The sequence below is a fragment of the Cryobacterium psychrophilum genome (assembly GCF_004365915.1).
GTDB classification, from domain to species: Bacteria; Actinomycetota; Actinomycetes; order Actinomycetales; family Microbacteriaceae; genus Cryobacterium; species Cryobacterium psychrophilum.
Genome location: NZ_SODI01000001.1, coordinates 990,365 through 1,003,023 on the forward strand (window position 1 = coordinate 990,365; position 12,659 = coordinate 1,003,023).

The window sequence follows — 12,659 nt, forward strand, 5'->3', positions numbered from 1 at the left end:
TGAGGTCATGGCAGATCGCGAGTATGGCTTCTCGACGCGTGCAATTCACGCTGGCAACATCCCCGATGCGGTAACCGGTGCCCGCGCCCTCCCCATCTATCAGACGAGTGCGTTCGTCTTCGACGACACCGCGGATGCGGCCGCTCGTTTCGCCCTGCAGAAATACGGCAACATCTATTCCCGCGTCGCCAACCCCACGGTTGCCGCGTTCGAGGAGCGGGTGGCGAGCCTCGAGGGCGGACTCGGAGCCGTGGCCACGGCAAGCGGACTGGCCGCGCAGTACATCACCTTCTCCAGCCTCGTGGGCTCCGGCGACCACATCGTCTCCAGCGCAAACCTGTATGGCGGATCCATCACACAGCTCGACGTCACGCTGCGTCGCTTCGGCGTTGACACGACGTTCGTGCAGAGCGCCGACCCGGCCGACTACGCCGCAGCCATCACCGACAAGACCAGGTTCATCTTCTCCGAGACGGTGGCCAACCCCTCCGGTGAGGTCGCCGACATCGAGGGGCTCGCCGCGGTTGCCCACGCCGCCGGCATCCCCCTCATCATCGATTCAACCATCGCCACGCCCTACCTGTGCAGACCCATCGAGTGGGGAGCCGACATCGTCATTCACTCGGCGACCAAGTTTCTCGGCGGGCACGGGACAACGCTCGGCGGCGTGGTCGTGGAGAGCGGGCGCTTCAACTGGGCCAGCGACAAGTTTCCGCTGTTCACCGAACCGGTACCGAGCTATGGCGGCCTCGAGTGGTCGGGAAACTTCGGCGAATACGCGTTCCTCACCCGGCTGCGGTCCGAACAGCTTCGCGACATCGGCCCGACCCTCGCCCCCCACTCCGCTTTCCTCCTCGCCCAGGGCGTCGAAACGCTTCCGTACCGGATGCAGGCGCACATCAACAATGCGCGAATCGTCGCGGAATGGCTCGACGCGGATCCACGCATCGACTACGTGAATTGGGCGGGGCTCCCGAGCCACCCGCATCACGAACGCGCAAAGAAGTACCTGCCGAAGGACCCCGGTTCGGTGTTCAGCTTCGGTGTGAAGGGCGGACGCGACCGGGGCCGTGCCTTCATCGAAGCGGTCGATCTCGCCAGCCACCTCGCCAACATCGGGGACGCGAAAACCCTCGTGATCCACCCGGCGTCAACAACGCACGCTCAGCTCACCGAGGAGCAGCTCGTGGCCGCCGGCGCCCTGCCCGGGCTCGTGCGCATCAGCGTGGGCATTGAAGACGTTGAGGACATCATTTACGATCTTGACCAGGCCCTGACCCGGGCCGCTGGAGGTGCACGGCGACCGACCACGCTCCCCGCACGGAAACTGTTCGCCTCGTGAACGGCCTGAGCTGCTCCGTGCCCACCGATTCCCCGCTCGCCACGCTCTCGACGTCAGAGCACACGTGGGAGGGTCCCGATGCCAAGGAACGCCTGAGGATTCTCCGGGCCGCCAAATCAGTGGCCATTGTGGGGGCTTCGCCCAACCCCGCCCGCTCCAGCTACTTCGTGGGGACGTACCTGCAGCAGTCCACCAACTACCGGGTCTACTTCGTCAACCCGAACGCCGACACAATTCTCGGCGAGAAGGCCTACCCAAACCTGGCATCGCTACCGGAGGTTCCCGATATCGTCGACGTGTTCCGTCGCGCGAGCGATGTCCCGGCCGTACTCGACGAGGTCCTCGCCGTCGGCGCGAAGACGATCTGGGTTCAGCTCGGTATCTGGAACCAGGAAGCCGCGGAGTATGGCGAGTCGAAGGGACTCACTGTCGTGATGGACCGGTGCATCAAGATCGAGCACGCGCGTTTCCACGGCGGCCTGCACCTGCTCGGCTTCGATACCGGCCAGATCACCGCCCGCAAGACCATTCGGTAGTGCGTGCCGCCCGCGCGGCGTAACACCACGTAACATAAGAGCGTGACAGCGTACGTCTCGGCTCTCGACCTCTTCTCGATTGGGATCGGTCCATCCAGTTCCCACACGGTTGGCCCGATGCGGGCCGCCCTCGTTTTCGCCGAGCGCCTGCGAGATTCCGGCCGGTTGAACGACGTGGAGCGCGTGCGATGCTCGCTCTTCGGCTCCCTCGGGTCCACGGGCCTCGGCCACGGAACCCCCGACGCCGTGCTCGCCGGCCTCGCCGGCTTCCGGCCGGAGGCGTGCGACCCCGATGATGTGCGCGGAGCCTGGTCGGACCTCCAGGAGGGCGCGAGCCTCACCCTCCTCGGGGGCCGCACCATTGCGATCAGCAAGAGCGACGTCACGTTCGAGCCGCGGACCCGACTACCGGGCCACCCCAACGCACTCACCATTTCGGCCTGGGGTGACGCGGATGATGCCCCCCTGTTCGAGCAGACGTTTTACTCCATCGGGGGCGGGTTCATTCGCCAGGACGGCGACCGGGTCGGCGCCACCCCCGCCCCCGCGCAACCCCTCCCCTACATTTCAAGTGCGCAACTCCTTTCCCTGTGCGACGAACACGACCTCCACATCTGCGAGGTGGCCCGCCGCAACGAAGAAGCGATACATGGAGCCGAAACGCTCAACGCCGGGCTCGACGCCATCTGGGACGCCATGCACGTGTGCGTCGAGGCCGGGCTGGTGGCGACCGGCACGCTTCCCGGCGGCCTCAAGGTCAAGCGACGCGCCGCATCCGTTCGTATGCGCCTTGAGGAATATGACGGGCAGTCGCAACGTGACCACGACACCTCGACCGAGTGGCTGCATGCGTTCGCCCTCGCCGTGAACGAGGAGAACGCCTCCGGCGGAAGGGTGGTGACCGCACCGACCAACGGAGCGGCCGGCATCATTCCGGCCGTCGGCCACTACTACCTGCGCTTCGTGCCCGGAGCTGATGCCGAGGGCATCCGCCGCTACCTGCTCACTGCCGTGGCCATCGGGTCGCTCGTGAAGGCGAATGCCTCCATCTCCGGAGCCGAGGGAGGTTGCCAGGCCGAGGTGGGATCAGCATGCGCGATGGCGGCCGGTGCGCTCTGCGCCGTGCTCGGCGGAACACCCCGGCAGGTCGAGAACGCGGCCGAAATCGCCATGGAGCACCACCTGGGCCTCACCTGCGACCCCGTCGGCGGACTCGTGCAGGTCCCGTGCATCGAACGGAATGCGATCGCCTCGTCGACGGCTGTCTCGGCGGCCCGGCTCGCGTTGCACGGCGACGGAACACACCTCGTGTCCCTCGACACGGTGATCGAAACGATGCGGCAGACCGGCCTGGACATGATGACCAAATACAAGGAAACGAGCGAGGGCGGACTGGCCGTCAACGTCGTCGAATGCTAGTGGCCCATGACAGGGGCCGTGGGCCGCGAGTCGTTAAGCCCTAGAGTGGTCAGGCACGACGCGATATCACCGGGGGGCACATATTCTGCGCACGACAACACTGCGGCTTGGCATTACCATGGTCGCCGCCACTGTACTCATGACCCTTTCCGGTTGCGCCGGCACGCCGGCGCCAGCCCCAACCGTGACCGTGACGTTCACGCCAACAGCAACGCCCACTCCCAGTGCGCTGCCCACGGACACGCCCACCGCCGAACCGGTTCCGGAGGCTGAGCTCATCCCTAACCCTGAGGTTCCCGACCTCGTACCGAATGCAGAGCCGGTCCCGCTGCCACAGGGACCGGCCGTTGATCTCGGTTCGGTGCCTGGCGCGCGGGGCACGGCCGTTGCGAACACGGCCGGAACGCTACACACGTACACGGTTGTCGAGGGTGACGCCTTCTTTGACATCGCCCAGCGCTTCAATATTCCGGTGCAGTTACTGCTCACCATGAATCCTTCGGTGCCCGGTCTCGGGGAACGCATCTACCTGCAGCAGATCATCAACCTCGACTGGACGACCACGCGCTAGGTGCACTGAGTCATACTTTGGTTCAGGACCGGGTGGCGTGGACCTGCTCGATGATCTCGATCACCCGCAGCGCATCGCGCGGGTCCACCGGTACCGCCGCACCGCGCAACAGGGCGTCGGCCAGCCCCGCATAGAACAGGTCATACCGACCGCGTTCTGTGGGGTGGGGAGCCACGGCGCCGTCGATTCCGAGCACGCCCCAGCTATTCTCCGCCGCAACCCCGAATCCGCGGCCTGTCGGCAGCGCTCCGTTCTTGAGCGCGGCTTCCTGCCCATCAAGGCCCCAGGTCGTGTAGCCGGCCAACGACCCGAGAACCCGAAAACGCGCTCCGCGCTGGGTGGCGAGACCGTTCAGCCACAGGTGGGACGTCACTCCGGATGCGTGACGGAGCGCCACAAAGGAATCATCGTCAGCGACGCCGCCCTCCCGGCGCGTGAACGTCTCCGCGTACACGTGATCGACCGGGCCGAAGAGCACGATGGCCTGGTCGATGAGGTGCGGCCCGAGATCGTAGAGCAGACCACCACCACCGTGCGGCGTGGCCTTGAGCTTCCAGGATGCGCGCTGAGTGGGCTTCCAGAACTCGAATCGCGACTCGAAACGACGGATCTCGCCGAGCGTTCCGGAGGCGATGAGCGCCCGAAGCGTGAGAAAATCGCCGTCCCAGCGCCGGTTCTGAAATACGGTCAGCGCGAGGCCGAGCGCCTCCGCCTTCTCGACGAGTTGCAGGCCTTCGGTCGAGGTCACGGCGAAGGGCTTATCAATGACGACAGCGAGCGCGGCGTCCAGGGCGGCGTGGGCGAGCTCTACGTGGCTCGCGGGTGGAGAACCGATCACGACGAGGTCGAGGTCATCGCAACGTGCGAACAGTTCGTTCGTCGACGACATGATCCGGGCATTCGGGTGGAGCGCCCGGGCATCCGCTTGACGTTCGGCATTGCCCGTGACGATGACGTCGAGCGAGAATTCGGGGTTCACGGCGATGAAGGGGCTGTGAAAGGTGCGGCCGGAAAGTCCGAAACCGATCACCGCGGTGCGGATGGGAGAACGGGTCGGGGTGCGCGTCATACTCCAACGTAACGAGGTTCAGCGTGCGCGGTACCTTTTGCCGACGCGCCTAGACCGCGTCGACGGTGAACAGCACCGCTTGTTCGGGCGTGATCAGGGGTGCGGGCAGTCCCACGCGGGCGAGTACCGCGCCGGTGAGTACCAGCTCCCCCGCCTCGGCGGACAGCCACGCCGGCGGAATGGTCTGCACCGTTTGCGGAACGGGACCCACGAGCAGCGGCCGCACTCGGTAACGGCGTTCCGGCGCGAGGCCAGGGAATCGTATCGGCGCGGGCAATGCGGTGCGCGGCGCAGCCACGGCGACATGCTCGAAAACTGCGGACGAGCCATCCTGAGCCACAACGCCGTGCAGCTCGAGCGCCGGATCGGAGCCCTCAGCGTGCACGACAACCCCGCTGTGCAAGAGCGCCCGCCGCTGTTTGTAGATCGTGATCCAGGCCCCGACTTGGTCAAGCTCGGCCGGTGTGGCCTTGGTGAGGTCCCACTCGATGCCGGCGCTGCCGAACAACGCCGTCGCCAGCCGGAACCCGAGCGCGGAGGTTCGCCCGGTGGTGTGAGCGGTGGCTGCGCCGAGGTGCCCGCCGAGATACTCCGGCGGAACCAGCACGCCCGTGTAGCGCTGGATCTGTTGCCGCTCGAGAGGGTCATTGGTGTCGCTCGTCCATACCCTGTCCACCCGCTCCAGGATGCCGAGGTCGATGCGGCCGCCGCCGGACGCGCAGGACTCGATTTCGAGTCCCGGCTGTGCGGCGCGCACGGCGTCGATGAGCTGGTAGAGGGCGACCGTCTGCCGGTGCGCCGATCCACCGAGCAGATCTCGGTTGTGGTCCCACTTCAGGTAGGCAATCGGGTACTCGGCCAGCAGCGCGGTGAGTCGTTCGAGCAGCCAGGCGAAGGCCTCGGAATTGGCCAGGTCCAGCAGCCGCTGGCCACGCCAGGTGGGCGCCGTGGCCGATCCGAGAAGCCAGTCGGGGTGTGCCCTGGCGAGGTCGGAATCCGGGTTGACCATCTCGGGTTCCACCCACAGGCCAAAATCGAGGCCCGCCGCGTGTACTCGTTCGATGAGCGGGTGCAATCCGTCCGGCCATTTGGTGGCGTCGACGAACCAGTCGCCGAGGGCACGCTGATCATCGGTACGACCGGAGAACCAACCGTCGTCGAGCACAAACCGTTCCACGCCCACCCGCGCGGCGGCGTCAACGAGCCGGCCGAGCGTGTCCAGGTCGTGATCGAAGTACACGGCTTCCCAGGTGTTCAGCACGACCGGGCGCGGCCCTGAGACGGTCGACCAGGACCGAATCCACGGATGCAGCCGCGCGCTCAGGCCGTCGAGACCGGCGTCCGAGTACACGAAGACGGTCCACGGGTTGCTGTAGCTTTCCCCGCCGGCCAGGCTCAGCTCGCCGGGTTCGAGCAGCTCGCCGGCACCGAGGGCTGCGTAGCCAAGCGCACTGCGCTCGGCCCAGACCCGCTTGTCGCCGCTCCACGCCTCGTGCACGGCCCAGGCCTCGCCCGATCGGAAGTCGAATCCGGGGGTGCCGACCACCGTGAGGAACGAGTCGTCGTGGCCCGGACGGCCGTGTCGGGATTCGCGGCTCCAGACGCCCTGGCCGAGCAGACTGCGCTGCGGTCGACGTTCGTGACTCCAGAGCCCGGTGAAGTCGAGGAGCTCTCTGGCGCGGTCCGGCACGGGCAGGATGACATCGAGGGCCGCCAACTCGAAGGAGCCGATGCCGGTATTGGTGAGAGTGTGCCGCAGCCGCAGCACGCCCTGCACGGTGAGTTCAAGGTCGATGAGAACAGTGACGGATGCGTTCCGCTCGACCAGTTCGATTGCCAGCGCGTTCACACCACGCTCGTGGACGGCGAGAAGCTCAAATGCGAGGTCGGCCTGCCCTGCGCCGGGCCGGAATCCAGCGATCCCGGGGCGGCCGCTCCACCCTGCGGCGAGGGTGGGCAGCAGCGACAAACGCACCGGCACGTCGAGAGAGCTGGGGCCAACGGGCGGAACACTCGAGGCAGCCAGGGCGGCAAGGTCCGCCGGGTCAAGCGCGCCGAGATCGCCACCCCAGTGCACGATCACGGGCACGCCCGGGCCGGATATATCCAGGACGAGGGCGGTACCTGCAGCACGGAGGTGGCGGATCATGGGACTTCTTCCAATCGGGGCACGGGCGTTCCAGGGGTGACATGACGATACTGCCCGGTGCGCGTTCCCCGGGCAGTATCGTCAACTCAGTCGATCAGTGAGGTCTATTCCTTGACGGGAATGGACTGCGCCTTGAGGGCATCGATCGTGGCGGTCTCGCCGGTGACGAGCGCCTCGGCGAGGGTGCCCTTGCCGCTCACTGCAGCCTTGAAACCGTCGGAAACGTCGTTGTATGTCTGGGTCATCGTCGGACCCCAGACGAAGTCGGCCGAGACCTGACTGGAGGCGGTCGCGAAGACGTCGTAGATGGCCTGGTTGCCGTAGAACTCCACGCCCTCCTTGAGCACGGGCAGGTCGAGTCCGGACTTGGCGGCCGGGTACAGGTTGGCCGACTCGTTGAGCATCGTGAGTGACTCGCTGGAGCTGTTCAGCCACAGGGCGAACTTCGCGGCCTCGTACGGGTGCTTCGAACCGGTGAAGACCGCGGTGGACGATCCACCCCAGTTGCCGCTGGCGGCATCGCCCGCGTCCCACTGCGGGGACGGAGCCACGGCCCAGTTGCCGGCGGTGTCCGGGGCGCCGCTGGCGATGGAGTTCGCACCCCAGGCTGCGGAGTTCCAGGTCCAGGCGGCTCCGGTGTTGTACGCGTTGTCCCACTCGGTTGTCCACGGCGGCTGCGTCGACACGAGGTCGCGGTCGATCAGGTCCTGCCAGTAGTCGGCGACCTTGATGGAGGTGTCGTCGGTGAGGTCGACGGACCAATCGCTGCCATCGTTGCCGAACCAGGTTCCGCCGGCCTGCCAGACGAGCCCGGCGAACTGGTTGATGTCACTCTGCGAGAAGTTGGTGATGTACGCGCCCGTGGCTCGCACCTGCTCGGCCGCGGTCGCGAACTCCGCCCAGGTGGTCGGGATCGCGATGTTGTTCGCTGCGAAGAGGTCGGCGCGGTAGAACATGGCCATGGGACCGGAGTCCTGCGGGATCGCGTAAACGGCGTCATCCTCGTTGAAACTGACCTGGCCCCAGGTCCAGTCAACGAAATTGGCCTGCGCGTCCATGACACCGTCGCAGGAGGCAAGGTTGACCAGGCCGTCCTGTACGCGGAAGTTGGGCAGGGCGTCGTATTCGATCTGGCCGAGGTCGGGCGCGTTGCCGGCCTCGAGCTGGTTGAAGAAGTTGGCGTACGTGCCGCCGTTGCCGTTCGGACCTGTCTGGACGGCGACCTGGATGTCGGGGTTCGCCTCGTTCCACACGTCGACGACGTTTTCGATACCGGGGATCCAGGACGTGAACGTCAGGTCGACTTTTCCGTCTGCCGGGGCGCAGTCCGCGGCGGTGTCGCTCGTGGATGCGCTGGTGGAGCAGCCGGCGAGGACGACCGTCGCGGCGGTGAGCAGGGCAACGGTGGCCGCTCTTTTCGTGATTCGCATTGTTTGCCTTTGTTGGGTTTTCGCTGACATGGAGTGATGCAGGTGACACGGATGGTGCAGGGTGAAGCAGTCGGAAAGTTTGGGTGGGCTACTTGACGCTGCCGGCGCCGAGGCCGCTGCGCCAGAATCGCTGCAGCAGCAGGAACAGGACGATCAGCGGGATGATCGACAGCAGCGCGCCGATGAGCACGTAGCCGCGCAGTTCGGGGATCTGGTTGACCTGGGAGTTCCAGGCATAGAGGCCGAGGGTGACCGGGAACAGTGCCTCGTCGCGCAGCATGATCAGGGGCAGGAAGAAATTGTTCCAGATCGCGACGAACTGGAACAGGAACACCGTAACGAGGGCGGGGAACATGAGCCGCACCGAGACGGTGAAGAAGGTACGCACCTCGCCGGCACCGTCGAGGCGGGCCGCCTCGATCAGTTCGTCCGGCACGCTCGCTGCGGCAAAGATGCGCGTGAGGTAGACGCCGAAGGGGCTGACCAGGCTGGGAAGGAACACCGCCCAGAAGGTGTTGGTGAGGCTGACCTGGCTGAAGATCAGGAACAGGGGCAACGCCAGCGCGGTGGCTGGCACGAGCACCCCGCCGAGCACGATGTTGAACAACAGTTCACGGCCGGGAAAGCGGTACTTGGCGAGGGCGTAACCGGTCATGCCGGCGAACAACGTGGCCAGCAACGCGCCGGCACCGGCGTAAAGCGCACTATTGAGCATCCACTTGAGGAAGACGCCGTCGCGGTACGCCACCAGGTTCGTGATGTTCTGGATCAGGTTGAAGTCAGCGAACCAGAGCGGGTTAGTACTGGTGAACTGACTACTCGACTTGGTGCCGGCAACGAACAGCCACCAGATCGGTACGAGAAAGTACAGCGTGAAGACAAGCATCACCGTCATTGCGCTGATCCGTGAGAGCGGACTCTCCTTGGGCCCCGTGGGGGTGGAGCTGGCCGCAGCCGTGCGCTTGGCGGAGCGGGCGGGGGCCGGAGACTCAGTGATCGGGCTCATTTGCCTTCCTTCCGCTGGGTGAATTTGAGGAACGAGAACGACAGGACGAAAGTGGCCAGAGCCAGCACCACGCTGAACGCGGCGGCGAGGTTCACATTGGGGATCGCGGAGGTGGAGTAGACCATCAGGTTCGGCGTGAACGTGCTGGTCACAGCGGAGCTGAAGGAACGGAACACCTGCGGCTCAGCGAGCAGCTGCAGCGTACCGATGATGGAGAAGATGCCCGTGAGCACGATCGCGGGCATGATCAGCGGAATCTTGATCGACCAGGCGATGCGCAGCTGCCCTGCACCGTCGAGGCGGGCGGCCTCGTAGATCTCGGTGGGAATGGCCAGCAGCGCCGAGTAGATGATGAGCATGTTGTAGCCCACGTACACCCAGGTGACGACGTTGGCGATCGCCCAGAGCACGAGGTCTGCGGAGAGGAAGCTGACATTGCTCGTGAGCGCGGTGAACGGCGACAGATTGGGCGAGTAGAGGAAGCCCCACATAATCGCGGCGATGACGCCGGGCACGGCGTAGGGCACGAAGAATGCGAGCCGGAAGAAGCGCTTCCCGCGCAGCAGTGGCGAATCCAGTAGCAGCGCGAAGATCAGCGCGAGGCCCAGCATGACCGGGACCTGCACCACACCGAAGCTGAGCACGCGTCCGATGGATGCCCAGAACGGGCCGTTCTGGAAGACCAGGATGTACTGCGTCAGGCCGCCGAACACCTCGGTAGCCTTGCCGAAGGTGCCCTCACGCTCGATAACGAGCAACGATTGGTAGACCGCGTAGCCGATGGGAACCAGATAGAACAAGGTGAACAGCACGGCGAAGGGCACGATGAAGATCACGATCGCCGTCGGGTGCTCCACGCGGATTTTGCGAGAGCGCTGCCCGGGGCGGCCGAGTGCCGCACTCCGGGCAGCCGTGGCCAACACGACTGGTGCACTCATGAAATGGTGTCCTCTCTGATGACGCGGACGGCGCCAGCCGGTACGCGCAGGCTGCGAATGATGTCGGCACCGGTGACCAGCTCGAATCCGTTCGCGCCCATGTCCACGTCGGTATCGCCGTGGTTGATGATGAAGCGGTAGCTTCGGTCGTTTCCGGCGCGCCGCACAACCTCGAGCAGGCCGTCGTTCTCGGGACCCGCCACGGTGACGCCGGCCGTTGTGGTGATGGTGCGCATGAGGTCGCGGTAGGTGGCCGGGTCCGGTGCTGTGGCGAGGTACCAGGCGGTGCCGTCGCCGTGGCTGTTGCGGGTGATCGCGGGCACGCCGGTGAGCGGTCCTTCCGAGTAGCTCGCCAAGGCCTCCGCGCCGGCCAGGCGCAGTCGTTCCGTCCACAGGGTGCCGGTGGCGTCCCCGGTCAGGGCGGTCTCGGCGATCGCGCCGATCGCGGCGAGGCGAACGGTACGACCGGGAGCTATCGGTGCGAATTCTTCCACGGTGATGCCGAGCAGCGTACGGAACGCGCCGGGGTAGCCGCCCAGTCGAACCCGGTCGTCTTCGTCGACGATTCCGCTGTAGAAGGTGACCACGGTGTGGCCCCCCGCGGCCACGAACCCGGCGAGCAGGTCCGCCTGGGTGTCGGTGACCAGGTACAGCGCGGGGACCACAACAAGGCGGTACCCGCTGAGGTCGGCATCCGGGGAGACAATGTCGACGGTGATGCCGAGCCGGTGCAGCGCGGTGTATGCGGCATGAACCTGCTCGATGTACTTCACTGACGTGGAAGGACGGGACTCGTTGTCACCGGCCCACCAGGCCTCCCAGCTGAACAGGATCGCGCAGTCCGCCACGACCCGGGTACCGACCACCTCGTCCAGTCGGTCGAGGGTGGCGCCGAGTTCGACCACCTCGCGCCACAGCACGGTGTCTGTTCCGGAGTGCGGCACCAGTGCGGAGTGGAACTTCTCCGAGCCCTGCTGGGACGCGCGCCACTGGAAGAAGCAGACGGCCTCGGCGCCGCGGGCCACATGGGAGAGCGAATTGCGAGTCATCTCCCCCGGGGCTTTTGCCACGTTGAGCGGCTGCCAGTTGACGGCGCTGGTCGCCTGCTCCATGAGCAGCCAGGCACCGCCATTGGCGAGGCCCCTGCTGAGGTCGGCGGCGAAGGCGAGCTCGGTGGTGGGGTCGTCGAGGCGGTGGTCGAGATAGTGGTCGTTGGCGACCACGTCAACCGCGGATGCCCACGACCAGTAGTCAAGGTTGCGAATGTGCGCGGTGACCATGAAGTTCGTCGTAACGGGCACGCGACTGTGTCGGCGGATCACGGCCTCCTCTGCCCGGTAATAGCCGAGCAGTTCGTCGGAGCTGAACCGGTGGAAGTCGAGCACCTGGCCGGGATTACGGCTGGACAGCGTGAGCCGCGGGGTGTGGACCTCGCCCCAGGCACCGTAGCGCTGGCTCCAGAACGAGGTGCCCCAGGCGGCGTTGAGGGCGGCAATGCTGCCGTAACGGGCTTCGAGCCAGCGGCGGAAGGCCGCGGCGGTGTCGTCGTCGTAGCACAGGGCGTTATGGCAGCCGAGCTCGTTGGACACGTGCCAGAGCGCCACGGCGGGGTGCGCGCCGTACCGGCGGGCCACCTGCTCCACCAGGCGAAGGGCATGCTCGCGGAACACCGGCGAGCTGGGGCACCAGGCCTGTCGTCCGCCGGAGTATCGGGTGGTGCCGTCTTCGGCCTGCGGCAGAATCTCCGGGTGCGCGGTGGTGAGCCACGGCGGCGGCGAGGAGGTACCGGTGCCCAGATTCACGCGGATGCCGTGGGAGTGCAGCAGGTCAATGACCGTGTCCAGCAGGGTGAAGTCGTACTCGCCCTGGCGGGGTTCGAGGGAGGACCACCCGAAAATGTTGATCGCCACGAGGTCGACGCCGGACTGCTGCATCAGCAGCACGTCTTCGGCCCAGACATCGGGTCCCCACTGCTCCGGGTTGTAGTCACAGCCATAGGCGATGCCGGTCTGCACGAACGGGGTAGCCCGGGTGGCCTCGTCTACGTCGCCCTGGGTCGCTGCTGGGGTGTACATCTGCTCCTGCTCCTGTGAACGTGCACAGATCAGGAGAAAACAACTCCGCGGTGAGTTTCTGTGAACGTACACAGACTAGATATGACGACGCCAACGTGTCAAGCTGCACAGCCGGTACAGTTAT

Annotated in this window: 10 protein-coding genes; 4 read left to right on the plus strand and 6 right to left on the minus strand. The window is 66.0% G+C overall.

Annotated features, from left to right (window positions below):
• Positions 1–7: 7 nt before the first annotated feature.
• The 4 genes from EDD25_RS04650 to EDD25_RS04665 all read left to right on the plus strand — a co-directional run bounded on the left by EDD25_RS04650 (position 8) and on the right by EDD25_RS04665 (position 3,868).
• Positions 8–1,342: an O-acetylhomoserine aminocarboxypropyltransferase/cysteine synthase family protein gene (locus tag EDD25_RS04650; protein ID WP_134172244.1), complete on the plus strand. Its 1,335-nt coding sequence runs from the start codon at positions 8–10 to the stop codon at positions 1,340–1,342.
• Positions 1,343–1,347: 5 nt separating this feature from the next.
• Positions 1,348–1,878 carry a CoA-binding protein gene (locus EDD25_RS04655; RefSeq protein WP_241986349.1) on the plus strand — a complete coding sequence of 177 codons (531 nt, stop codon included), beginning with the start codon at positions 1,348–1,350 and terminating at the stop codon, positions 1,876–1,878.
• A gap of 42 nt (positions 1,879–1,920) precedes the next feature.
• A complete protein-coding gene (locus EDD25_RS04660; protein ID WP_134172246.1) occupies positions 1,921–3,297 on the plus strand; it encodes an L-serine ammonia-lyase in 1,377 nt (458 codons plus the stop codon).
• A 139-nt stretch (positions 3,298–3,436) separates the two neighbouring features.
• On the plus strand, positions 3,437–3,868 hold the full coding sequence (locus EDD25_RS04665; RefSeq protein WP_134172247.1) for a LysM peptidoglycan-binding domain-containing protein: 432 nt from the start codon (positions 3,437–3,439) through the stop codon (positions 3,866–3,868).
• A 22-nt stretch (positions 3,869–3,890) separates the two neighbouring features.
• Here EDD25_RS04665 and EDD25_RS04670 read toward each other — a convergent pair whose 3' ends face one another.
• The 6 genes from EDD25_RS04670 to EDD25_RS04695 all read right to left on the minus strand — a co-directional run bounded on the left by EDD25_RS04670 (position 3,891) and on the right by EDD25_RS04695 (position 12,535).
• Positions 3,891–4,937, minus strand: coding sequence for a Gfo/Idh/MocA family protein (locus EDD25_RS04670; protein WP_134172248.1), 1,047 nt, complete (start codon positions 4,935–4,937; stop codon positions 3,891–3,893).
• 49 nt (positions 4,938–4,986) lie between these two features.
• Positions 4,987–7,086, minus strand: a complete 2,100-nt coding sequence (locus EDD25_RS04675) for an alpha-galactosidase (RefSeq protein WP_134172249.1) — start codon at positions 7,084–7,086, stop codon at positions 4,987–4,989.
• A gap of 104 nt (positions 7,087–7,190) precedes the next feature.
• A complete protein-coding gene (locus EDD25_RS04680; protein WP_134172250.1) occupies positions 7,191–8,516 on the minus strand; it encodes an ABC transporter substrate-binding protein in 1,326 nt (441 codons plus the stop codon).
• 88 nt (positions 8,517–8,604) lie between these two features.
• A complete protein-coding gene (locus EDD25_RS04685; protein ID WP_198418849.1) occupies positions 8,605–9,522 on the minus strand; it encodes a carbohydrate ABC transporter permease in 918 nt (305 codons plus the stop codon).
• Positions 9,519–10,460, minus strand: a complete 942-nt coding sequence (locus EDD25_RS04690; protein ID WP_134172251.1) for a carbohydrate ABC transporter permease — start codon at positions 10,458–10,460, stop codon at positions 9,519–9,521. The genes EDD25_RS04685 and EDD25_RS04690 overlap by 4 nt, the downstream gene beginning before the upstream one ends.
• Complete coding sequence (locus EDD25_RS04695) at positions 10,457–12,535, minus strand: beta-galactosidase (RefSeq protein ID WP_134172252.1); 2,079 nt, start codon at positions 12,533–12,535, stop codon at positions 10,457–10,459. Before EDD25_RS04695 ends, EDD25_RS04690 begins: the two co-directional genes overlap by 4 nt.
• Between the last annotated feature and the right edge of the window lie 124 nt (positions 12,536–12,659).

Excerpts from the sequence above, each read along its gene's own strand:
- EDD25_RS04650 (WP_134172244.1), top strand. The coding sequence starts at position 8 with ATGGCAGATCGCGAGTATGGCTTCTCGACGCGTGCAATTCACGCTGGC.
- EDD25_RS04665 (WP_134172247.1), top strand. The coding sequence starts at position 3,437 with ATGACCCTTTCCGGTTGCGCCGGCACGCCGGCGCCAGCCCCAACCGTG.
- EDD25_RS04670 (WP_134172248.1), bottom strand. The coding sequence starts at position 4,937 with ATGACGCGCACCCCGACCCGTTCTCCCATCCGCACCGCGGTGATCGGT.
- EDD25_RS04675 (WP_134172249.1), bottom strand. The coding sequence starts at position 7,086 with ATGATCCGCCACCTCCGTGCTGCAGGTACCGCCCTCGTCCTGGATATA.
- EDD25_RS04680 (WP_134172250.1), bottom strand. The coding sequence starts at position 8,516 with ATGCGAATCACGAAAAGAGCGGCCACCGTTGCCCTGCTCACCGCCGCG.
- EDD25_RS04685 (WP_198418849.1), bottom strand. The coding sequence starts at position 9,522 with ATGAGCCCGATCACTGAGTCTCCGGCCCCCGCCCGCTCCGCCAAGCGC.
- EDD25_RS04690 (WP_134172251.1), bottom strand. The coding sequence starts at position 10,460 with ATGAGTGCACCAGTCGTGTTGGCCACGGCTGCCCGGAGTGCGGCACTC.
- EDD25_RS04695 (WP_134172252.1), bottom strand. The coding sequence starts at position 12,535 with ATGTACACCCCAGCAGCGACCCAGGGCGACGTAGACGAGGCCACCCGG.